The 24,096-nt window shown below is 43.9% G+C and carries 19 protein-coding genes; all 19 read right to left on the reverse strand.

Features of this window, described 5'->3' with window-relative positions:
- Positions 1 to 211: 211 nt before the first annotated feature.
- On the reverse strand, positions 212 to 1,549 hold the full coding sequence (gene glnA, locus K8O68_RS19210; RefSeq protein ID WP_093047509.1) for a type I glutamate--ammonia ligase: 1,338 nt from the start codon (positions 1,547 to 1,549) through the stop codon (positions 212 to 214).
- 268 nt (positions 1,550 to 1,817) lie between these two features.
- Positions 1,818 to 3,089, reverse strand: coding sequence for a methionine gamma-lyase family protein (locus tag K8O68_RS19215; protein ID WP_370640549.1), 1,272 nt, complete (start codon positions 3,087 to 3,089; stop codon positions 1,818 to 1,820).
- Positions 3,090 to 3,097: 8 nt separating this feature from the next.
- Positions 3,098 to 4,348 (reverse strand): GTPase HflX, encoded by a 1,251-nt coding sequence (gene hflX / locus K8O68_RS19220; RefSeq protein ID WP_230898754.1) that lies wholly within the window; start codon positions 4,346 to 4,348, stop codon positions 3,098 to 3,100.
- A gap of 44 nt (positions 4,349 to 4,392) precedes the next feature.
- Positions 4,393 to 5,343 (reverse strand): AAA family ATPase, encoded by a 951-nt coding sequence (locus K8O68_RS19225; protein WP_230898386.1) that lies wholly within the window; start codon positions 5,341 to 5,343, stop codon positions 4,393 to 4,395.
- 206 nt (positions 5,344 to 5,549) lie between these two features.
- Complete coding sequence (gene hfq, locus K8O68_RS19230) at positions 5,550 to 5,786, reverse strand: RNA chaperone Hfq (protein WP_230898387.1); 237 nt, start codon at positions 5,784 to 5,786, stop codon at positions 5,550 to 5,552.
- 51 nt (positions 5,787 to 5,837) lie between these two features.
- The gene (gene miaA, locus K8O68_RS19235; RefSeq protein WP_230898388.1) at positions 5,838 to 6,767 is read right to left on the reverse strand and encodes a tRNA (adenosine(37)-N6)-dimethylallyltransferase MiaA; all 930 of its coding nucleotides are present in this window, start codon (positions 6,765 to 6,767) and stop codon (positions 5,838 to 5,840) included.
- Positions 6,764 to 7,567: a class I SAM-dependent methyltransferase gene (locus K8O68_RS19240; RefSeq protein ID WP_230898389.1), complete on the reverse strand. Its 804-nt coding sequence runs from the start codon at positions 7,565 to 7,567 to the stop codon at positions 6,764 to 6,766. The genes miaA and K8O68_RS19240 overlap by 4 nt, the downstream gene beginning before the upstream one ends.
- 29 nt (positions 7,568 to 7,596) lie before the next feature.
- Positions 7,597 to 9,516 carry a DNA mismatch repair endonuclease MutL gene (gene mutL / locus K8O68_RS19245; RefSeq protein WP_230898390.1) on the reverse strand — a complete coding sequence of 640 codons (1,920 nt, stop codon included), beginning with the start codon at positions 9,514 to 9,516 and terminating at the stop codon, positions 7,597 to 7,599.
- Between the two features lie 18 nt (positions 9,517 to 9,534).
- On the reverse strand, positions 9,535 to 12,174 hold the full coding sequence (mutS, locus tag K8O68_RS19250) for a DNA mismatch repair protein MutS (RefSeq protein ID WP_230898391.1): 2,640 nt from the start codon (positions 12,172 to 12,174) through the stop codon (positions 9,535 to 9,537).
- 227 nt (positions 12,175 to 12,401) lie between these two features.
- Positions 12,402 to 12,971, reverse strand: a complete 570-nt coding sequence (locus K8O68_RS19255) for an outer spore coat protein CotE (protein ID WP_230898392.1) — start codon at positions 12,969 to 12,971, stop codon at positions 12,402 to 12,404.
- A 495-nt stretch (positions 12,972 to 13,466) separates the two neighbouring features.
- Positions 13,467 to 14,594: a M14 family metallopeptidase gene (locus K8O68_RS19260; protein WP_230898393.1), complete on the reverse strand. Its 1,128-nt coding sequence runs from the start codon at positions 14,592 to 14,594 to the stop codon at positions 13,467 to 13,469.
- 136 nt (positions 14,595 to 14,730) lie between these two features.
- Complete coding sequence (locus K8O68_RS19265) at positions 14,731 to 15,156, reverse strand: YlbF/YmcA family competence regulator (protein ID WP_230898394.1); 426 nt, start codon at positions 15,154 to 15,156, stop codon at positions 14,731 to 14,733.
- Position 15,157: 1 nt separating this feature from the next.
- The gene (gene miaB / locus K8O68_RS19270; RefSeq protein ID WP_230898395.1) at positions 15,158 to 16,702 is read right to left on the reverse strand and encodes a tRNA (N6-isopentenyl adenosine(37)-C2)-methylthiotransferase MiaB; all 1,545 of its coding nucleotides are present in this window, start codon (positions 16,700 to 16,702) and stop codon (positions 15,158 to 15,160) included.
- Positions 16,703 to 16,894: 192 nt separating this feature from the next.
- Complete coding sequence (locus K8O68_RS19275) at positions 16,895 to 18,070, reverse strand: glycine C-acetyltransferase (RefSeq protein ID WP_230898396.1); 1,176 nt, start codon at positions 18,068 to 18,070, stop codon at positions 16,895 to 16,897.
- A gap of 19 nt (positions 18,071 to 18,089) precedes the next feature.
- Positions 18,090 to 19,130 carry an L-threonine 3-dehydrogenase gene (gene tdh / locus K8O68_RS19280; protein WP_230898397.1) on the reverse strand — a complete coding sequence of 347 codons (1,041 nt, stop codon included), beginning with the start codon at positions 19,128 to 19,130 and terminating at the stop codon, positions 18,090 to 18,092.
- A 693-nt stretch (positions 19,131 to 19,823) separates the two neighbouring features.
- On the reverse strand, positions 19,824 to 20,690 hold the full coding sequence (locus tag K8O68_RS19285; protein WP_230898398.1) for a 2-oxoacid:ferredoxin oxidoreductase subunit beta: 867 nt from the start codon (positions 20,688 to 20,690) through the stop codon (positions 19,824 to 19,826).
- Positions 20,677 to 22,434: a 2-oxoacid:acceptor oxidoreductase subunit alpha gene (locus K8O68_RS19290; RefSeq protein ID WP_230898399.1), complete on the reverse strand. Its 1,758-nt coding sequence runs from the start codon at positions 22,432 to 22,434 to the stop codon at positions 20,677 to 20,679. The genes K8O68_RS19285 and K8O68_RS19290 overlap by 14 nt, the downstream gene beginning before the upstream one ends.
- A 409-nt stretch (positions 22,435 to 22,843) precedes the next feature.
- Positions 22,844 to 23,104: a stage V sporulation protein S gene (locus tag K8O68_RS19295; RefSeq protein ID WP_078576472.1), complete on the reverse strand. Its 261-nt coding sequence runs from the start codon at positions 23,102 to 23,104 to the stop codon at positions 22,844 to 22,846.
- Between the two features lie 186 nt (positions 23,105 to 23,290).
- A complete protein-coding gene (locus tag K8O68_RS19300; protein ID WP_230898400.1) occupies positions 23,291 to 24,085 on the reverse strand; it encodes a TIGR00282 family metallophosphoesterase in 795 nt (264 codons plus the stop codon).
- Positions 24,086 to 24,096 lie beyond the last annotated feature (11 nt).

Consider the following 24,096-nt stretch of genomic DNA (forward strand, 5'->3'; position numbering starts at 1 on the left):
CGGCGACGCCGCAGGGAGTAAGCGCAGTCTGAAGATCCAATTCAACGAAGCTCCAGGCTGAGTTGAATTTAGCTGAAGACAAGCCCCTGGGCAAGCGTCCGCCTGGCGGACTGAAATTACTGCTTTTCTCAAAAAAAACAGTAAGAACAAAGCTGTTCATAAAGATATACTATAACAAAACCCCCGCCAGCAATGACGGGGGTTAATCTTATTAATAAGTTTGCATGTACTGCTCGCGCTCCCATGGGTGCACTTGCGTACGGAACATATCCCACTCGATTTCTTTTGCTTCAATGAAGTGTTCGAGGGCGTGCTCGCCAAGGGATTGTGTAATGATTTCATTTTTAGCCAGTGCATCGATGGCTTCTTTAAGAGTTGCCGGTAAAGCTTCGATTCCTTCAGCTTTTCGCTCCTGAAGATCCATCGCATAAATGTTGCGGTCTGTTTCAGGCGGCGGTGTCATCTTGTTGCGGATACCGTCAAGGCCTGCGGCAAGCATCGCTGCCATCGCAAGGTACGGGTTCGCTGCCGGGTCCGGGCTTCGGACTTCGATACGCGTACTGATTCCGCGGGAAGACGGAATACGTACAAGCGGTGAACGGTTACGCATGGACCATGCAATATAACAAGGTGCTTCATAACCAGGCACAAGACGCTTATAAGAGTTGACAGTCGGGTTTGTTATAGCTGTGTAAGCATCCGCATGCTTTAATGTTCCGGCAAGGAACTGCATCGCTGTTTCACTCAGCTGGCTTTCAGTGTTTTCGTCATAGAACGCGTTATCTTTAGGGCTGCGGAACAATGACATGTTCGCGTGCATCCCGCTTCCGTTAACGCCGAATAATGGTTTAGGCATGAAAGTGGCGTGCAAGCCGTGTTTACGGGCGATTGTTTTAACAACCAGCTTAAACGTCTGGATGTTGTCACACGTCGTTACTGCGTCAGCATATTTAAAGTCAATTTCGTGCTGGCCTGGTGCCACCTCGTGGTGGGAAGCTTCAATTTCGAATCCCATATCCTCAAGCTCAAGCACGATATCGCGGCGGCAGTTTTCACCAAGGTCCGTTGGCGCAAGGTCAAAGTATCCGCCTTTATCATTTAATTCAAGTGTCGGCTCTCCCCGCTCGTCATTTTTAAACAGGAAGAATTCCGGTTCAGGGCCGATATTGAAGTCGGAGAACCCGAGGTCCTTTGCTTCTTGAAGAACTTTTTTCAACACGCCGCGCGGATCACCTTGGAAAGGTGTGCCGTCCGGATTGTATACATCACAGATCAATCTGGCAACCTTGCCTTTTTCAGGGGTCCAAGGGAAAATAACCCAAGTATCAAGGTCTGGATATAAGTACATGTCTGACTCTTCAATACGGACGAAGCCTTCAATTGAAGATCCGTCAAACATCATTAAGTTATCCAATGCTTTAGTTAACTGGTCGACAGGAATTTCCACGTTTTTAATGATTCCCATTAAGTCCGTAAACTGCAACCTGATAAACCTTACATTCTCTTCATCTGCCATGCGTAAAATGTCTTCTTTAGAATACTTACTCATTCGTATAGTCTCCTCCTTCAAATTATGTGCTGCTTCTACTGGAGCAACAAATCTGTTACCCGCCTCAGATCGTTATCCGAAGAATTAATCTTCTATGAAAATATTGAAGATTCGAATTCTTCGTTATTTAACGATAAACATATGATATCTAAGATTTAAACACTTATGTTCTATCTTGTCAGATTTTCTGACAGGGAAATTTTCTGACAAAGAAAAGAGAGCAGGCTATATAGCAACTACCCTCTTTGTTAAAAGTATAACCTGGAAATTAATCTTTTAGTAAATTTTCCTGGTAAATTTGAATCACTGCATCCGTTACAGCAATTTTAATATGCTCAAATGTCAGGCCGCCCTGCACGTAGGCGGTATATGGAGGCCTGATAGGCCCGTCCGCTGAGAGTTCAATGCTCGCCCCCTGAATGAACGTTCCGGCTGCCATAATGACATCATCTTCATAGCCGGGCATATAGCTTGGATGGGGTTTGACGTGTGCATCTACCGGCGAGGCCCCTTGAATTGCCTGGCAAAAAGAAATCATAGCCTCTTTGTTAGGGAACGAAACGGCTTGAATTAAGTCTGTTCTCTTCTCGTCCCAGCGAGGCTCAGTGACCATTCCTGCTTCACTTAAAAACCTCGAAGTAAACATCGCTCCTTTTAAAGCTTCATTAACAACATGAGGGGCCAGGAAGAATCCCTGATACATATCGAGCAGTGTATTTAAACTCGCTCCCCCTTCAAGCCCAATCCCGGGTGCGGTAAGCCTGCTGCCGCATTGGTCAATTAACTTCTTTCTGCCTGCAATGTAGCCTCCTGTCTTGGCGATCCCTCCTCCGGGATTTTTTATAAGCGACCCTGCAGCCAGGTCGGCGCCGGCGTCAGTCGGTTCTTTCACCTCGACAAATTCTCCGTAACAGTTATCTACAAAAACAATGACCTCAGGGGAAATACTTTTAACAAACTCAATCATTTCCTCAATTTGCTTTACTGTAAAAGAAGGCCGGTTTTCGTAGCCTTTTGATCTCTGGATGCCGATTACCTTCGTTTTTGCCGACAGTTGCTGACGAATGGCCTCCTTATCAATCTCGTTATCTTTTAAAGGAATTTCTTTGTAATCAACCCCGAAGTCGATCAAGGAACCAGAGCCTTTTTCGCCCCGCACGCCGATCACTTCTTCGAGCGTATCATACGGTTTGCCGGTGATGTACATCAGTTCGTCTCCCGGTCTCAGCACCCCGAAGAGAGCTGTACTGATCGCATGAGTCCCCGAGACGATCTGGGGCCGCACAATTGCTGCTTCCGTCCCGAAAACCTGGGCGTACACCTTTTCAAGCGTCTCTCTCCCCGTGTCGTCGTAGCCGTAGCCAGTTGAGGACTGAAAATGAAATTCAGAGACACCATGTTCTTTAAATGCTTTTAATACTTTACGCTGGTTTTCCTCACAGACTTGTCCTCTTTCAAAGAAGGCGTCCTGAAGATTTTTTAACGTCTGATCTGCTAAAACTTTTAACTCTTTTTCTGTCATTGTATGTGTGTGAGTCATAACTGGATTTACGTGTCCTTTCTTTTCTGTAATTCATGATAGATGGCTGAATCGGCAGGTGCATAGCCTCGTACAGCATACTGTTCGGTGCTTTCATTAAAGGTCTGCTCTGTGACTATCGTCTCGCCTTTCAGCCTGTGCAGCCATTTACCTTCATACGCATCCAGGTAAATGATATACGGGGAAAACTGCTCTTCCATCACTGTCTCAATTTTGTCTCTCAGTTTTTCAAGATCGCTGTCATTATACGCGCTGATCAGTGTGGAAGGCCCATGGCCGCTTGCAAAAAAGTCCCCTTTAATCTGGTCGCGTTTATTATAAACAGTCAAAGACGGAATCTGGTGGGCGTCTAAATCTTCCAGTAATTTAATAACCGTTTTTTCATGGTTTATAAAATCCGGATTCGCCGCGTCAACTACGTGGAGGATCAAATCTGCTTCTTTGACCTCTTCCAGAGTCGAACGGAAAGCAGCGATGAGAGTGGTAGGCAGCTGCTGGATAAAACCGACCGTATCAGTCATCAGCACTTCAATCCCAGAAGGCAGTTTTAACTTTTTAGTTGTCGGATCCAGAGTGGCAAACAGCTGGTCTTCCACGTAAACATCCGAATCGGATAATTTATGAAGCAGAGTGGATTTCCCCGCATTTGTATATCCTACGAGGGAAATCTGGAAAGCCTGGTTCTTCTTTCTCCTGTCCCTGTACCGTTCACGATGTGAAACGATCTGGGCAAGCTGATTCCTCAATTCATCCATTCGGGACCGGATATGACGCTGGTCAATTTCCAGTTGGGTTTCCCCGGGCCCCCTGGTGCCTATACCTCCTCCGAGCCGGGACAGAACATGCCCCTGCCCGCGAAGTCTGGGCAGAAGATAACTTAACTGCGCCAGTTCCACCTGCAATTTCCCTTCTCTTGAGCGCGCCCGCTTAGCGAATATGTCCAGTATAAGCTGAGTACGGTCAATAACAGGCATATCAAGCTGGTTCGTTAAATTACGCAGCTGCGACGGTGACAATTCATCGTTAAATACGACCAGGTCTATTTCTTTTTCTTCAATTAAACTTTTTAACTCGTCTACTTTTCCCCGGCCAATATAGGTAGCAGAGTGAGGGTGGTCAAGGCTTTGAAACATCTGGGCTTTCACGCTGCCGCCCGCCGTCTTCGTCAAAGCTTCCAATTCTTCCATTCTATATAAAAAATCTTCTTCTTTGGCCGTTTTAAGCCTCACCCCTACAAGTAAGACTGATTCCTGATTAATTTTCACCTGATTATCGATTAGTCTTCACCTTCCTTTACTCCCGATTATTCCAGCAGTATTTTTTTAAACGCTTTTGAGAAATCCGATTTAACAAGTGTCGTAAGCGCTTCTTTATGGTAGTCGCCCTGGTGAAGGAGACGGACCGCCTGCATCCGGACCGCCTTCTCCAGCAGGTTCCGGATAAACCGTCCATTGCTGAAACGGCCCTGTTCATAATCTTTTGCCACAACTAAAAGTTCATTCACATAGGACACCGAATCCTTATCAATCACGTAATCGCGCTGGGCAGCCATCGATTTTAACATCTCTATCAGTTCAGTTGTTGAGTAATTTGGAAAGGTCACGATCATTGGAAATCTCGACGGTAAACCTGGGTTCAGCTGAAGAAACCGGTCCATTTCATCCGGATATCCGGCAAGAATTAAAACAAAATTATGCTGTTTATCTTCCATTATTTTAACAAGTGTATCGATCGCTTCTTTTCCAAAATCCTTTTCGCCGCCTCGGGCCAGCGAATACGCTTCATCTACAAACAGAATGCCTCCCATCGCCTTGTTGACGAGTTCACGTGTTTTCTGGGCCGTGTGGCCGATATATTCCCCCACAAGATCAGCTCTGTCTACTTCAAGGAGATGACCTTTCTCAAGGACATTCATGTCTTTTAGCATTTTAGCAATCAGGCGTGCGACCGTCGTTTTCCCGGTTCCCGGATTCCCTTTGAAAACCATATGAAGTGCCTGTTTACCTGTTTTCAGACCTCTCTGCTCCCTGATTTTATTTAAATAAAGCCATGCATACATTTCATGAACAAAGGATTTCATCATATCCAGGCCGACATACTGGTCAAATTCTTTCATGATGTCACTGTATTCTTTATGCTGGACAAAAGGAGAGGTCTCCATTTGCTGATAGCCATACTCACTTTCGTCCTTATTATCCGATCTGATTACTACATTGATCTGGCCGCGTTTTTTCATTCTGGCTGACTGTGCCAACGAAGTCACCACCTTCAGTAATATAGTGGATCCATCTCTGCTACCACTACTATACGCAAAAACTGTGAATACGTGACAAAGGCCCAGCGCAGATGTCAGATACGGCATAAAAGAAGACGAAATGAAAGTGATGGGTGCTCCTGTATTATAAAGCTTTTTTAACTTTCTGAAAGTATAAAAGAGCCCGGCGGTTATGCCGGACCCGTTTATTGCTTATTTTCCTGATTAAGCTGGACATTTCTCTGAGGGGAAAAGGTTGAAATCGCATGTTTATAAACAAGCTGTTGTTTTCCATCTGTATCAAGAATAACGGTGAAATTATCAAAGCTTTTTACATACCCCCTAAGCTGAAAGCCATTAAGTAAAAAGACAGTTACAGGGATGCTTTCTTTTCTTAATTGGTTTAAAAACTGATCTTGCATGTTCACTGATTGTTGTTTCATTGTCAGCAGGCCTCCTCTTTCTCTTCTCGCATTATTACCTATATTCTATATTTATAACAACTTTCCCTCTAAAAAATGATCAATTTCTTTTAACTTTTCTTCCCTGTCTTCTGTCATATCAAACCAGTCAATAGCCATTTTATTACGGAACCACGTTAATTGCCTCTTTGCAAAACGTCTGGAATTTTTCTTTAAAAGTTCGATGGCATCCGCTTTAGAAAGGGTCCCTTCGATATATTGAACTATTTCTTTGTAGCCGATTGCCTGCATGGACTGGCACCTCGAATATCCTTTTTCTGCCAGTTCTCGCACTTCGTCAATCAGCCCGGCTTCAATCATCAGATCCACTCTCTGGTTGATCCGTTCATAAAGAAGCTCTCTATCCATTGTCAGCCCGATGACCACAGTGCCGTAAGGACTTGCAGCCTGTTCAGTCCCTTTTTCTCTTAACGGTTTACCGGTCAGCCTGTAAACTTCCAAAGCTCTGATGACCCGGCGGCGGTTGTTTGGGTGCAGTTCCCTGTAACTGACTGGATCAACTTCTTTCAGCCGGTTATGAAGCGCTTCGTTGCCGTTCTCTTCTGCAAAAGCTTCCAATTCACTGCGGAAAGCAGGATCCTCGCTTGCATCGGTAAACTGGTAATCATAAATGACCGCATTAACGTAAAGGCCGGTGCCGCCGACGAGAAACGGGACTTTTCTTTTTTTATGTATGGATGCTATGCAATTTTTGGCTTCGTTTTGAAAATCAGCCACAGAAAAAGTTTCATCAGGTTTTTTTATATTCACCATATGATGAGGGATGCTTCTCATTTCTTTTTCGGTTATTTTAGCTGTGCCGATATCCATTCCGCGGTACACCTGCATGGAATCACCGCTTATAATTTCACCGTTGAACGTTTCGGCCAGACGGATGCTTAAGTCTGTTTTTCCGACGGCAGTCGGGCCGACAATTACTACTAAAGGTTTCTTTTTAGTCATTTTATTTCACTCTTTTCTGTTTCTATCACACCAAAATGATAGGTGGCTGACGGGCGGATTTGAACGTTAAAACCGAACTCTTCAAACCTTTGGCTCCGGAAATGGTCTTTTAAAACAATCCGTTTTCGCGCCACCCGCATTGCTTCCTCTATGACAGAACCCGTCAGAGTTTCTTTGCTTGCAAATGAACGTACCGGCTGAAATCCGTTTGACTGTTTAACTGTTTCTTCAAACATCGGATCAAAATAAATGACGTCAGCACTGTTGTCCGGCTGGTTTCTCAGCCACTCCCCATGGTGGGCATTAACTGCTTCAATCCGTTTCATAGCCTCATTGAGAGGCTGAAAAGAGGACTGATAGGACAGCAGCCCTTCTTTAACTATAGTGGCGATTACAGAAGAAGATTCAAGGCCGGTGACTTTCCCTTTTTCACCGACAGCCAGACTTGCAAGCTGGGCATCTGAAGCAAGGCCAAGGGTGGCATCTACAACTGTGTCTCCGGGCTGGAGCCTGCACGCGTCTGTTAAAGGGTCTTCACCGTACCTGCAGAAGTGCTTCGCCCGGAACATTGCTCCGTTCGGATGAAAAAAGAAAGGAGGAGAGCCGGCGCCCTTATGCACTTCAATACGCTCCCTGGATACAATAAAGACAGGCGCGCCATATTCTTCAATCATTCTTTTTAATGACCGTTTGTTTCTTCTTGCAAAAGGGAGCCCCCACTTCCCTGCCAGCTGGTGAGCTTTCAATAGTGCAGGGGGCGAAGGACGGCCGGGAGTCGTCACGATTCCGTATTCAATCATGTGTCGTCCTCACCTTCTTATCATTTTTTCTAACTCATTACTCTTTTAAACATCCGTTCGATGTCATAAGTGGAGTAGTGAACGAGAATTGGGCGTCCGTGGGGACACGTAAACGGATCCTCGCACGTTCTGAGCGTCTCGAGAAGCTGAAACATTTCGTCTGTCGTTAAATGGCGGTTTGCTTTAATAGCCGCCTTGCATGACATGAGAATTGCTGCTTCTTCTCTGATTTTCCCTATGTTAATCGTCCGCTCGTTTTTTAATTGCTCAAGTATATCTGAAATTGTTTCCTCTTCATGCCCCTCCGGGAACCAGACAGGGCAGGAACGGACCATATAGGTGTTGGATCCAAAGGATTCCAGGAACAAGCCTGCTTGCTCCAGCGTCTTCCTATGCTCCGTTACAAGAGACGCCTCCTGTGCGGTAAAATCAAACGTGATAGGAACAATAAGATCCTGAAGACGCCGGTCCTCCGATGCCAGCTTATCCCGGAAATATTCATATTTAATGCGCTCCTGTGCGGCATGCTGGTCAATCATATATAATCCTTGTTCATTTTGTGCCAGAATATACGTCCCATGCAGCTGGCCAATCGGATAAAGAACAGGGACCCGCTCTCCTTGACCGCCGGACACGTCTTCCTCCGGTTCTTGCTGCCCGTCGGTTAAAGGCTGGTCCGCTTCCTCCTCTATCTTCTTCTCATCCGTTAACGGCGCCAACCCGGCTTTCAGACTGTTGTCCGCATCATCACCAGCTTGCTCTTTAACCTGGGGAACAGATTCACGGACGGAGGAAGGTTCACCTGAATCAACCGGCCTCTCTTTATAAACTTTGCCTGATGGTTCTTCCGTTCTGGCAGATGGCTTTTCCTCGGACGGAGCTGCTTCGTGTTCAAAGTTAAAAACCATCTGTTCCGGTTTCTCACGCTTAACAGGCGTTTTTTCTGAAACTTCCGGAATGAGCCGGACCTGCTTAAATGCGTCTTTTATCATTGCCGTGACAAGTTCCTGAAGTTTGCCTTCCTTACTGATCCTCACTTCCAGCTTGGAGGGGTGGACATTGACATCCACTAAGAGCGGATTCATCTCAATATGAAGGACGACAAGCGGGAACTTGCCAATCGGCAGGAGCGTATGGTACCCTTCCTGGATCGCTCTGACAAGGGCATAATTTTTAACGAAACGACCGTTGATGATCGTAGACATATACGACCGGTTCGAACGGGTAACTTCAGGCTTCGCAACATAGCCGGTAATTTTAAAATCAAGTGACTCAGATTCTGTTTTAATTATTTTACGGGCTACTGACGTTCCGTAAATAGACGCAATCACACGGGTCACATCACCATTTCCGGCAGTCTGTAAAACCGTTTTGCGGTTATGGGTGAGGATGAACGATTTTTCAGGGTGGGATAAAGCCATCCGGTTCATTACATCGGAAATATGCCCTAATTCCGTGTGAATCGTCTTTAAATACTTCAGCCTCGCCGGTGTATTGTAAAACAAATCAGTAATTCTGATTTCCGTACCTTTTCTCGGAGAAGCCGATTTCCTTTCTTTAATATGGCCGCCTTCCACGTACAGTTCATGCCCCTCATGGCTTCCTGAACTTGTCTTTAAGGTCAGCTTGGAGACAGAAGCGATACTCGGTAAAGCTTCTCCGCGGAAACCAAGCGTTTTAATGCGAAATAAATCCTGGTCATATTTAATTTTACTTGTGGCATGCCGGTCAAAGGCCGTTTCAAGATCATCTTCTTCAATACCGTCACCGTCATCAAGCACCCGGATTGAAGCAAGTCCGCCCTCTTCCACATCCACCCGGATCGTTGTGCTGTTTGCATCGATTGCGTTTTCTACTAATTCTTTTACAACGGAAGCGGGGCGCTCGACCACTTCTCCGGCAGCAATTTTATTCGAAAGATGTTCATTCAGCTGAAAGATCTTCGCCATTCTGCCACCTCCTTGCTGTTAATTATTCAGCTTCCTTTGCAGTTTATCCAGCAATTGTATCGCTTCAATCGGCGTAATGTGAAGCAGGTTTGCTGAGGAAAGCTGGGAAAGAACCTTCTCCTGGCTTTTATTTAACTGGCGGGATGCTCCCTGTGCCTCCGCCTCTTCCGGAAACAGGCTCAGCTGCTGCGGGCCCGCTTCTTCCTTCCCGAAAAAAGACGTCCGCTCCTGCCCGGATTGAAGGCTTTCTTCCGCCACTCTGTTTTTATGTTCTTTCAAATCGGATTGTTCCTGCTCAAATTCTTTTAAAATGGCCTTAGCCCTGCTGATCAGCTTATCAGGAAGTTCAGCCAGCTCAGCCACATAAATGCCGTAACTTCGGTCAGCTGCGCCGTCAATCACTTTATGGAGAAAAACAACCGATCCATCTTCTTCCTTTGCGGAGACATGGACATTTTTTAACCTGTCCAGTTTATTCTCAAGGCTCGTCAATTCATGGTAGTGTGTCGAAAACAGCGTTTTGGCGCCGATTTCATCATGAATATATTCAATAATTGCCTGAGCAAGCGACATTCCGTCGTAAGTGGACGTCCCCCTGCCAATCTCGTCAAGAAGAATAAGACTGTTCCTCGTAGACTTTGAAACAGCGTGTTTAGTTTCAAGCATTTCTACCATGAACGTACTTTGACCATGGGCGAGATCGTCAGCTGCCCCTATTCTGGTAAAAATCTGGTCAAAAACAGGCAGAACGGCTTCACTGGCAGGAACATAGCTTCCTGTCTGAGCCATAATGGAAATCAGCGCAAGCTGTCTCATATAAGTACTCTTACCTGCCATGTTCGGCCCTGTGATCAGCAGAAGTTCACGGTCGTCTTTTAATAGAATATCGTTTGACACGTAGTCTCCTTCATCAATCATTTTCTCAACTACAGGATGCCGCCCGTCACGGATGTCGACTTCCCCTTCCGCCTTCAGTTCCGGTTTAACGTAGCGGTTCCGTTCCGCTACTTCGGCGAAACTCTGCAGCACATCAAAGGCACTGATCACATTAGCTAGCTGCTGAAGCGGACGGATAAACGCTTTAACCTGCTCCCTTATTTTCATGAATAGCTCATACTCCAGCTTTTCGCTTTTCTCTTCTGCTTCCAGGATCAGCGCTTCTTTTTCCTTCAGTTCTTCAGTAATAAACCGTTCGGCATTTGTAAGGGTCTGCTTCCGTTCATATCTTCCTTCAGGAAGCTGCGGAAGATTAGGTTTGGTCACTTCAATATAATACCCGAATACTTTGTTGAAACCTACTTTTAGCGAGCGGATACCCGTTATTTCTTTTTCCTGCTTCTCAAGAGCAGCAATCCACGCTTTACCGTTTCTCATCGCATTCCGGTAGTCATCGAGCTGTTCTGAATAACCGTCTTTTATAAGACCGCCTTCCGTAATACTTACAGGACAATCTTCCTCAATGCTTTCTTCCAGCAGTCTTCTCAGTTCCTGGCAGTCCCCTGTGCCCTCCATAAGGGAATTTCCAAACGAGCTCTCAAGACTTTTTACCGTCTCAAAGATATCAGGCACTTTTTCAAGCGATTTTTTCAGCTGGATTAAATCGCGTCCGTTAACATTTCCAAACGCCACCCGGCCTGATAAACGCTCCAGATCATAAACGCCCTGAAGCTGTTCCTGCAGAGCCTCCCGTTCGAAAAAACGGTCGATCAGAGCACCGACAAGTTCGTGCCTTTTTTCAACAGTCTGTCTGTTTAAAAGAGGCCGTTCAATCCACTGCTTAAGCATTCTTCCTCCCATGGCCGTTTCTGTCCGGTCCAGCACCCAGAGGAGAGAGCCCTGTTTTTTCTTTTCTCTTAACGTTTCAACTAATTCCAGATTGCGCTTTGAATGGACATCCATCGACATATATTCCTGAGGAAGGTAAAAAACAGCTGGCCTCAGATGATCCAGCGAACGTTTCGTTGTTTGCTTAAGATACCGGATTAATTGGTAACAGGTTTCTTTTATTTTTCCATCTGATAACCCGTCCACTAAAGCGGCTGCTTCTTTCACAGGCTCTGTATGGTCTTCAAAAGACAACGTCACGTTGAGCCGCCTTTCAAGCAGCTGTTGCTTTTCTTCGGAAAAAGTTGACGGGACAATGACTTCCCGCGGCCTGTACCCGGCCATTTCGTTAATTAATTCTTCAAAATCAGCCAGCGTAGTGACCATCAATTCTCCTGTAGACATATCAGCGCCTGCAAGGCCGAATTCATTTCCTTCAAAAGGAGTAACAGACAGGAGGTAGTTATTTTCTTTTTCCTGCAGGGCATACCCTTCCATAACTGTCCCCGGCGTGATAATTTGCACGACTTCCCTCTTTACAACTCCTTTTGCTTGCGCAGGGTCTTCTGTCTGTTCACAAATGGCTACTTTGAAGCCTTTTTCTATAAGCTGTGAAATATATTGGTCTGAGGAATGATAAGGCACGCCGCACATCGGAATACGGTCATCGCCCTTTCCTCTGGCGGTTAAAGTAATTTCCAGTTCTTTAGCGGCTTTTTTCGCATCTTCATAAAACAATTCATAAAAATCTCCAAGCCGAAAAAATAAAAAGGCATCTTCATACTGTGCCTTAATTCTTAAGTATTGTTCCATCATTGGTGTGACTGCTGCCATATGTATCATCCTTAATTGATTAAGTTCTTTATAAATACGGATTAATTATAACATAACCGTTTAAAGGATTTAACGGAAGCATTCTGGAAAGGTGCGGTTAAAGTCATACGGTGTGGAGCCAGCCTCCACAAGGTTCCAATACCTTAAAATTCATGCTGAAAAAGTCTGCGAACACAGGAAAAGAGCCCCCATCAAATCGGGACTCTTTATCATCTCAGTTTTTTACACTACTCTTCTAATTCTCCCGCCAAGAAGTTGGTATCCAGATCTTCAAATTCCTCTTCATCGATCGTGTCATCCCAGGCTTCTTCGTCCCACTCATCTACGGAAGCGTTTGGATTTACCTGAACAGTCATTTTTGTCTCACCAATCACTTCTACTGCAAATTCTTTTTCTACCTGCACCTCAACATCCCTGTCATTAGACGCAATTAGTGCCTCTAATGTATTTGGCTGCTGGGTCGCCCTGGAAATAACTTCAAGATCTTCTGAAAGAACATCACTGTCCTGCATAACCAGAGGGACTACTTCCGTATAGGAAACGGTCTCTGTAGCTACATTGGTTTTCGTATTTCCTGAATACGAATACCAGATATTGCAGTCATAAGTGCCGTTTATTTCAACGGCGTCACCCTTTTTGGCAGAGGTGTATTTGTGGTTAATAAGCCAACAGCCTAAAATACTCGTCGGCTTTTCCGCAGGGGTAATTGTATGCTTTGTTTCTGAAAACTTCCGCCCTTTGCCACATACAGCCTTTGTTATAATCTGTCTGTAATGCACATCTTTCTCTGATGACATCTTTTTCCCTCCTCACACAATAATGAGCCACTAACTTTTCGTACTATGAATTAGATACAGTCCAATTACCACAGCATGCAGATAAATGGCTCATGTGCCATCGTGTATTTGCACACCTACTCGTATCATGAGTTCAATTATTTATATGTGGCTTATTCCAAAAACATGCTCAAATTTAAATGGTTTAAAATTAAAAGAGGGTGGGACAAAAGAATAGCGACCATAAAAAATCCTAAGAAATCTCTTATTAGATTTCTTAGGATTGCCGCTTTTGTACTTATAGAGGATTGAGTATGCGAAAATAAAAGCAGTGATTTCAGTCAGTAGGATGGTCTAAAAAGCTTTCCTTAATTTTCCGGTTCACTCCCGGCGAGGGCTTACCCCAGGGCTTGTCTTCAGCTAAATTCAACTCAGCTTGGAGCTTCGTTGAATTGGATCTTCAGACTGCGCCTGACCTCTGGGTGTCCTCGCCTTCCTAAAAAAATTTAGGGCTGGTCATTTGGACAGTTCTATATTTTCGCTGGACAGGATGGCTTCTATGCCTGTCCTCCCTTTATCTACGACCTTCTTCCGCCATTCTTTTCTATCAGGATAAAAAAGCCTCCTGAAATCTCTTTTAATTTCCTTTTCATCTTCTCTTTCTAAAATACCATTAAAATAAAGCTGATTTTCATTAATCATTGTCTGTGTACAAAAAACGAGGTCATTAAGAGTCTCCCCGATGGTACCGAATTCAAATAGGCATGCCACTGTTCTTTTTTGAGGAAAGTTTTCTCTGACAGACTCCTGCAAATATAAGTTTGACTCACCATAAACATTGCCATCATCGCTTTTTACTACTTGTTTATAAGAAAGCTCTTTTTGCAGCTCCTCTTCACTCCTTTTATCTGACTTTGTAAATATTAATGTCAGGTCATCTTTCGGGCCGCCTCCGGAATGGATATCAATATGAACAGGATGGCTGTACGCCTTTATCCAATCAAAATACCTGCTTTTAAACTTTTGTGCCGGTTCGTCAAAACCGTTTCCTCCGTAATAAATCCCTCTATTATACTTATACTGGCCAGGGGGGCCATCCTTCAGCATTGCCAGCTCTTCATGGGTAAAGGCTTCAGTTAAAGCGTCATTTAATTCCCTCTTATGTGTGCTTAAGTTTTCAATACGTGAATCCGGAAGAAAGATTTCTTTTTTACGGTCAAATGTTTCATCCACACTCCCTGCTGTTTTCTCCCAGTCTCTAATATAGTTCCTGTTTAAATCTATATTATTTTCAGTCACTCTTCTAAAATGCCTCATTCCCCACGGGTTTACCGCATGCACGAGCCGCAGCCCCTTAGTTTCAGGATTCATTAATGGCATATATTCTTGAATAAAAAGCTGTAAAAACGCGCTTCCTGTATATCCTTCAATGCCGTGCTCACCTGTCGTAATAATAATCAGTTCCTGCTTTTCCGACAAAGCATCAGCAACGATAATATCAGTTGTATTATCGTCTTCTTCACTTCCTGTGTAATATGTCTCAAGCCTGGCATTAGACCAGTATGTCTCAATTTCTTTCAGCGACTTACGGAACTTTGACCGCGCCTCTTCAAATGTGCTGCTAAAAAATTGCTCACTTCCCATTCAGTAACGCCCCTTTTCATATCTGTTTAAAAGAGGTATTTCACGTCAGTTTCCATTTAAAACATCTGCTGCGGACAGGAATCTGGAAAAATGATTAAAAAAATCGCACCGGCAATTGCGGTACGATTAATAATGATTATGAACAGCCGTTATTGAACGGGCTTTTTGTCGTTGTGCCCTGCAGCAAATCGCCGCCCGTTGATTCAATAATTTTATTTGTGACTGTATTTGAAATCGTGTTGCTGACCATCTGAAGGAGCTGGTTTACTTCAGTCTGCGATTGTTTAAATTCCCTTACTAAAGGAATCTCGTCCAATTCATCCTGAAGCGCGTCAATTTTAGCTTCTGTTGCTTTTAAAGCTTCTGACTTCTGGTAATGTTTCAAATTAACAGCTTCTTTTTGAAGCAATTTAATCTTGCCGATAATTTCCTGGACTCGCAAATTTTCATTTATTTGTCCTTCAGCTCTTTTAAAGAAGTCCACTTCTTCCGTTTCGGCAATCATAGACGCCAGTTCCCGAGCTTTATCTGTAATCTCTTTTTTAGTATACAACTCACTCATGTTATTTCACCTCTGCCGTTTCTGTAACTTCACCGTCTAAAGACCAGGTTTTTGCCTCTGTAATTTTAACATTAATTAATTCACCGATCGATGTTTTCGGCCCTCTGAAGTTAACAAGTTTATTTGTTCTGGTACGCCCCATTAATACATCAGGGTTTTTCTTACTTTCACCTTCAACTAATACTTCAACTACTTTTCCTTCATATGCCTTATTTTTTCTGGCTGAAATATCGTTCACAACAGCGTTCAGGCGCTGGAGACGGTCTTTTTTAACATCCATTGGGACATTGTCTTCCATCTTGGCGGCCGGAGTGCCTTCACGAGGCGAATAAATATACGTGTACGCGCTGTCGTAGTCCATTTCTTTCATGAGAGTAAGTGTGTCCTGGAACTGCTCTTCCGTTTCATTCGGGAAGCCGACAATAATATCAGTAGTAAATGACGCGTGTGGCATCGCCTTCTTAATTTTTTCTGCCAACTCAACGTACTGCTCTCTCGTATATTTACGAGCCATCAGTTTAAGCACCTCGCTGTTTCCGCTTTGGACGGGCAAATGAATATGCTCAACGAGGTTGCCTCCTTTAGCAAGCACTTCAATAAGATGATCATCAAAGTCGCGCGGATGGCTGGTCGTAAACCGGACACGAGGAATGTCAATTTTACGGATTTCGTCCATTAAGTCTCCCAGTCCGTAGTCCATATCGGCGAGATCCTTACCATAAGCGTTAACGTTCTGGCCAAGAAGTGTAATTTCTTTATATCCATTGCGTGCTAAATGGCGTACTTCTTCAATAATATCTTCAGGACGACGGCTCCGCTCTTTCCCTCTTGTATAAGGTACAATACAGTACGTGCAGAACTTATCGCAGCCGTACATAATATTAACCCACCCCTGGAAATGTCCTTTACGGGCGCGAGGCATATTTTCAATAATATCTCCCTCTTTAGACCACACTTCAACAACCATTTCCTTGTTAAAAATGGCATTTTTCAGCAGTTCAGGAAGACGGTGAATATTATGAGTACCGAAAATGAGATCGACATGCTGGTGCTTTTGAAGAATCCGGTTAACGACAGACTCTTCCTGTGACATACAACCACATACACCAACAATAAGACCCGGGTTATCACGTTTCATAGGCTTCAGGTTGCCGATCTCGCCAAACACTTTATTTTCAGCGTTTTCACGGATCGCACAGGTATTTAATAAAATAACATCTGCTTCCTCAGTGAGTGAAGTGGATTCAAAACCCATCTGGAGAAGAATGCCAGCCATATTTTCTGAATCGTGTTCGTTCATTTGGCAGCCGTAAGTCCTGATTAAGAACTTTTTACCTTTGCCGATGCCCTGCATATCTTCAGGGATCTCAAAGTCATAATGGACTGACACGTCTTCTTTTCCGCGTTTTTTAGCCTGCTTTAAGTCAGGCGGAATATAGGTGGTCTGGAAGTACTGGGAGTAGTCCTTTTTCTGGCCGGATTTTTTGTCCGCAGAAGAAGTTCCCTCCATCGCTTGCGTCTGCTCCTTGCGTTGTTCTTCATTCATATATTAATCAATCTCCTTTATATTATTTCTCACAACCTATAATTATAAATGGTTTAAGACCTTTATACAACTGTGATTACAGGATAAAAGAAAGAGGTCATCCTTAAAAAAACATCCGGACAATATTTTACGAATATTGTCCGGATGACTTTCAAGTGAGTATTTTTTAATTCAGCCACTTTTGTTCCCGTATTAAATAATACCAAGCTCTTTACCGGCTTTTTCAAATGCTTTCAATGCTTCGTCCAGCAGTGCTTTCGTATGGTCCGCAGTAACGATCGTTCTTACACGCGCTTTCCCCTTTGGCACTGTCGGGAAGGCTATACCTTGGGCAAAGACACCGTATTCCAGCAGCTTATCAGACAGCTGGTGAGCTTTTGCCCCGTCTCCAATGACAACCGGAGTAATAGGGGTGTCACTTTTTCCTGTATCAAAACCGAGTTTCTCCAACCCTGCCTTAAAGTATTTTGTATTATCCCATAAACGGTCAATACGCTCAGGTTCTTCAAGCAGCACATCAATTGCTTTGGAACAAGCCGCTGTGACTGCCGGCGGGTGGGAAGTACTGAATAAGAATGGACGTCCCTTATGAATGAGGTAATCCCTGACTGCCTGAGTACTGGCAATATAACCGCCCAGCACCCCGATCGCTTTACTTAATGTCCCTACCTGAATGTGCACACGGCCGTTCAAATCGAAGTGGTCAACGGTTCCGCGGCCATTTCGCCCTAGTACACCGCTTGCATGGGCATCATCCACCATTACGAGAGCATCATATTTTTCACACAGCTCCACAATTTCAGGAAGAGGCGCGATATTTCCATCCATAGAGAAAACGCCGTCAGTCACTACAAGACGTTTTCTGTAATCCTGAGTTTCTTTTAAAGCATCTTCCAGGCTTTTCATATCCACATGTTTGTAAATTTTCCGGCCGGCTTTAGTAAGCCTGATGCCGTCAATAATGGAAGCGTGGTTTAATTCGTCGGAGATAACGACATCTTCTTTCGTTAAAATAGAAGAGAGAATTGCCTGATTAGCAGTAAAACCGGACTGTAAAACAAGTGTAGCTTCAGTATGTTTAAATTCAGCTAATTTTTTTTCAAATTCCTCATGCATAGAAAACGTCCCGGCTATTGTTCTTACTGATCCGGTTCCTGCACCATACTGGTCAACTGCCCGGACAGCCTCAAGCTTCATTTTCGGATGGGTGGTCAAACCAAGATAGTTATTGGAAGAGAGCTGAATGACCTCTTTCCCGCCAATTTTAACTTTTGCCCCCTGATCAGACTGTAGCGGAACAAGTGACCTGAATACGCCGTCCTCTTTCATTCCTTGTAATTCTTCTTCTAAATATTCGAAACCTTTCATATAACTGATTCCTCCTTGTCTATGGATGTAGTACTACTTTCCCGCACTTACCTTCAATCATTAAATCAAAACCTTTTTCAAAGTCTTCCAATGGAAAATGATGGGTGATCATTGGTTTCAAATCAACCTGGCCCGAACCGAGAAGACCGGAAACCTGCTGCCACGTTTCATACATTTTTCTGCCTGTGATCCCTTGAACAGTAATACCTTTAAATACAATATCATTAGTGACATCGATTTCGACCGGTTTAACAGGAAGACTGAGTATTGAAACTCTGCCCCCGTTTGTAACCATTTTAAAACCCTGGTCCATAGCAATAGGATGTCCGCTCATTTCGCAGACGACATCCACGCCATTATTTTCCGTCAGTTTACGGACAACTTCAAGCGGATTTTCCACACCGGAATTAACTGTACGGGTGGCTCCCATTTTTTCTGCCAAGTCAAGCCGGTAATTATTCAAATCAAACGCAATGACCTGCGAAGCACCAGCTGCTTTTGCGACCCCTACTGCCATAATTCCTATTGGCCCGCATCCAATGACTGCCACAGTCTTTCCAGTAACATCGCCTTCTAAAACAGTATGGACAGCGTTTCCAAATGGCTCCTGGACGCTCGCTTCTTCGAAAGAAAGCTCCCTGTCATTCTTCCACAAGTTTTCAGCCGGCAGCGCCACATACTCAGCGAAGCATCCATCACGGTCCACCCCGATAATTTCTGTGTTAGCGCATATATGCGCCTGGCCGGTCAGACATTGCGGACAATGGCCGCATACGATATGAGTCTCCGCAGAAACATGGTCTCCTACTTCGACATTATTGACCAGTTTACCTTTCTCTACCACAATTCCTGCAAATTCGTGCCCAAAAACATACGGAGGTTTGACACGGCTCTCTGACCATTCATCCCACGTATAAATGTGAACATCTGTGCCGCAAATAGAAGTTGCTTTTACCTGGATAAGGACTTCCAGGTCACCGATTTCCGGGACAGGCACTTCTTTTAAAATAGCCCCCGGGGCCCTTTGTTCTTTTACAATCGCTTTCATTTTACCCCTCATTATTAATCCACCCCTTTATTACCTCTCATTTAGACCGTTAAAACTGTAAACGAAAATCATTTCGGCAAATCACTGTCTTTATTCTAGCATGATGCTATGTCCACGTAAATAAAACTGTCTACCTCACAAGGACAAATGATTCTTCAGGAAAATTTATTGTAAAAAAAATTATTTAGTGAAACCTGAAGCTGATGAGTGTACGATAAAAACGAAAAAAAAGCTTCCTGAGAAGCTTGCAAGAGAGGTAAGCTGGGATAAAACTAATTAAATCCAGGATACCCGAACAATGAATTCACAATAGACTATAAGATGAGATCCATTAATGCACTCGCTTGCCGCAGGTATCTCTTCAGCTTCTCGGTAAAATTCGCCTGGGGGATCCTGAACTTTCACACGGATGTGGGAACTTCAGCGTTTTTACAGGAGGAGAAGGGGTTAGCCGAAGATCCCTGCGATGATGTTGCACTTATGCCTGTGGTATAAGCCTTCGCCGGAAGTGAACCGGCAGATTAAAAGTACAAGCCCCTGGGCAAGCGTCCGCCTGGCGGACTGAAATCACTCCTTTTCTCAAAAAGAACAGCCGAACAAAATTCGAAAATTTTGTCCGGCTTTCTTTATAATTACTATTCTTTTGTCCGAGCTACGCTGTACAGTTAAAATACTCAATTAAAAGGGCTTCGTGATGCCTCCTGTTTACATGAATTCTGCAGTGAGTTTATCAAATTGCTCTTTTTCAAGATTAATATCCTGTGTCGAAAGAGCTTCTTCTTTAAATCCATTCACTAAAGCCTCATATGAAGGTTTATCTTTATCCTGATAAATCAGGCCTGTCACTAAACCGTCATGCTCCATGAGCGTATTCATTGCCTGCATGCGGCTGGATGGATTGTAATCCTCAATTGTTGAAAGGGAAGTAAGGTTCTCTTTAAACCAGTCATACGTATTGACTTTGTTAAACGTGACGCAAGGACTGAATACGTTAATTAATGAGAAACCTTTATGTTCAATACCTTTTTCAATAAGTGAAGTCAATTCTTTTAAATCACTTGAAAAACTTTGTGCTACGAAACTGGCACCTGCTGTGAGAGCCATTTCCATAACATTTAAGGAAGACTCGATTGAACCTGCCGGCGTACTCTTTGTTTTGAAGCCCATTTCACTTCGCGGGGATGTCTGCCCTTTAGTCAGGCCGTAAATCTGATTATCCATAACAATGTAAGTCACATCGATGTTTCGCCGGATTGCATGTACCGTATGGCCCATCCCGATTGCAAAGCCGTCTCCGTCACCACCTGAGGCAATAACAGTGAGTTCACGGTTTGCCATCTTGACTCCCTGCGCGATCGGCAGGGCACGACCATGAATGCCGTGCAAGCCATAAGAGTTAATATACCCGGAAATCCGCCCGGAACAGCCAATACCGGAAACGACTGCAAGCTCTTCAGGAACTACTCCTGCGTTGGCAGCTGCCCTCTGAATTGCTGCCTGTACAGAGAAGTCTCCGCAGCCTGGACACCAGTTTGGTTTAACATTATTTCTAAAATCTTTAAAGGTTGCCATATGCGAACAGCTCCTTGCATTCGTGATGGATTTCTGAAGGTAAAAACGGGTTTCCGTCATACTTGAGAATTGATTCAACTTTTTCTACATTTGTATTCATTTTCAGTAATTGGGCGATTTGACCAGTTGCGTTGTTTTCCACCACAACCACTTTTTTAGCTTTATTAATCATGGACTGAAGTTCTTCAGCCGGGAACGGGTGCAGAAGCCTGATATGGCCGTGGTTAACTTTCACACCGTCTTCCTCAAGGCGGGGCAATACTTCCTCAATAGTGCCTTTTGTTGAGTTAACCCCGATAATAAGCATATCTGCTTCCTCGTGCTGTTCATTCTTAAGCACAGGTTCAGGGAACCGGTCCACAAGGTTCTCAAGCTTTTTCATCCGTTTATCCATTTGAGCTTTTCGGTTTTCAGGACTTTCTGATGGTTTGCCCTGTTCATTATGTTCAACCCCGGTAACATGGTGCAGTCCGTGTTTCATGCCTGGAATAACACGCTTGGAAACGCCGTCCTCTGTCACTTCATACCGTTTGAAGTATGTTCCTTTGTCAAGCTCAGGCAGGTCTTCATTAATATCCAGCTTTCCTCTTCGAATTTTAACTCTGTCAAAGTCCAGCGGATTAACCGTCTGTTTTCCTAATGAGAGGGCCAAATCTGTTATGAGAATGACAGGCACCTGGTACTCTTCCGCAATGTTAAACGCCTCTACTGCGTCATAAAATGCTTCCTCTACACTTGAAGGAGCCATAACAACTTTAGGAATCTCACCGTGAGTACCATAAATCATAGCAAATATGTCTGATTGCTCCTGTTTTGTCGGCAGGCCGGTACTTGGTCCTCCCCGCTGGGTATCAACAATGACAAGCGGTGTTTCAGTAATGCCGCTCAGACCGATCGCTTCCATCATCAGTGAAAGACCAGGGCCGGCGGAAGCTGTCAGTGATCGCACTCCGGCATAATTGGCACCGATAGCCATCGTACACGCTGCAATTTCATCTTCTGTCTGTATAACAGTCCCACCGTACTCAGGAAGTTTTTTAATTAAATATTCCATTATTTCTGAAGCAGGGGTAATTGGATAAGCTGGCATAAATCTTGCTCCTCCTGCAAGAGCTCCAAGAGCAATAGCATCGTTTCCGATCATAAACAACCGGTGGTTTCCATCAGCTTTTTCGAGCTGGAAATCTCCAACACTGCCGGCTGATTCTTTCTCAAAATACTTCCTTCCCGCTTCAATGGCATCCATATTTTTTAAGACTACTGCTTCGCCTTTTTTAGAGAAAATCTGTTCGACGACAGATTTAAAGATATCTGACTGCAGACCTAAGAGTGAAGCTGAAGCTCCTACGGCTACCATGTTTTTCATAAGAGATGTCCCTAATTCCGTGGCAATTTCAGTGAACGGCACAGAAAATAATTTAGCCTGGGAACCTTCCGGCAATTTCGGGCCAAATTTGCTGTCGCCGATTACAACGCCTCCAGCAGAGAGCTCATGGTGATTGACGTCAATAGTTTCCTGGTCGAACGCGACTAATATATCTAAATCATCAGAGATCGAATTCGTTTGAAAGGTGCTCACACGTATTTTATTATTTGTGTGCCCCCCTTTAATTCGTGAAGAGAAGTGCCTGTACCCGTATAAGTAATAGCCTTGGCGATTCAAAGCCATTGAGAATATTTCCCCGGTACTTTCAATACCTTCACCTTGCTGTCCCCCAACTTTCCATGAAAGTTGTTTTATCATTATCGCTACACCCCTTTTTGATTTCACAATGCCACTTTCTTTACAACCTGACTGCAACTCTGCTGTGTGTGAATGTGAATACATTCATATAAGATTCTTTGTTTATGTAACTGCTAGTATGTCACTTGAATGGTTGAACGTGTATGAAACACCTCGACTTTCAAGACACTACCCGCATCTCTTATTTTAAAGGAAAAATCATGTGAAAAGGTCCTTCATAAGAACCGGAAGTGTTGCCCCGCAATTAAGTAAGCGTTTTCACTGCCTTTTTCCTATCCTCCTTTATATTGTAACATAACTTTCACATTTACTTAAAGCACGAAAATTCTTATATTTTCGGCTGGAGAGCTTCCGGGTAAATTGTTTACAAAAAAAACTGCTTAACAGCAGTCTGTTAAGCAGCCAATTATCATCTTGGTTCAATGATCAGTTTAATAGCAGTTCTTTCATCACCATCAATTTGAATATCTGTAAAGGCAGGAATGCAAATTAAGTCGATACCGCTTGGAGCCACGAAACCTCTCGCAATGGCAACAGCTTTGATAGACTGATTGAGAGCACCTGCTCCAATCGCCTGAATCTCGGCAGATCCTCTTTCTCGAATTACTCCCGCTAATGCTCCGGCTACAGAATTTGGATTGGATTTTGCTGAAACTTTTAATACTTCCATTTCAGTACCTCCTCAAGGTTGTAGGTTTAAAAGTGGATTGCTCTACCAGTTAGGAAATAACTACGCGGTGTTTGTCAGTTATTTATTATCTTTCATAATATAACTGATTAGGATAAAAATGACTTATATAATCCTTACCTCTTTTTGTATATATTCAAAACATGGAAATATATACTTTTTTTCAATTTAATCGAAAAAAGGTCTGTCTTCGTTAATTGAAATTCTTTTAATATCACTTGCACGGCCGGTTTGATTATCTGCTTTAATAAATACTCCGTTAAATTGTTCCCTTCCTTTAGTTACTTCAAACCTTGCGGGTAAACTTGTCAGAAATCTCTGAATAACGACATCGCGTTCGACACCGAGAATACCATCGTATGGCCCTGTCATCCCGGCATCGGTAATATAGGCTGTCCCATCCGGCAAAATACGTTCATCTGCTGTTTGAACATGAGTATGGGTCCCTACTACCGCCGAAACCTTTCCATCCAGGTACCAGCCCATAGCCAGTTTTTCACTGGTTGCTTCCGCGTGAAAATCCAGAAATATTAAAGATGTTTCTTTTTTCACTTCCGCTAAGATCTCGTCAATTTTTTTAAACGGACAATCGATGGCTGGCAAAAACGTCCTTCCCTGCGCGTTAATCACCGCTATTTTCTGATTGCCTGCTTTATGGATGACATAGCCTTTACCAGGGGTGCCTTCAGGAAAGTTAGCCGGCCGTATAAGACGGTGAGCATCATCAATAAATTCAAAAATTTCTTTTTTATCCCACGTGTGGTTCCCCATCGTTACGATATCTGCTCCTGCCTGAAGAATCTCATTATAAATTTTGTTCGTTAATCCTTTGCCTCCGGCTGCATTTTCTCCGTTTACAATCGTTATATCCGGACGGTATTTCCCTTTAAGCTTAGGTAAATATTCATTTAATGCCTGTCTTCCATTGGAACCGACAATATCCCCAATAAATAAAATATTCATTATTATAAACT

Origin of the sequence: Salipaludibacillus sp. CUR1, assembly GCF_021028955.1 — a bacterium.
GTDB lineage: Bacteria > Bacillota > Bacilli > Bacillales > Salisediminibacteriaceae > Salipaludibacillus.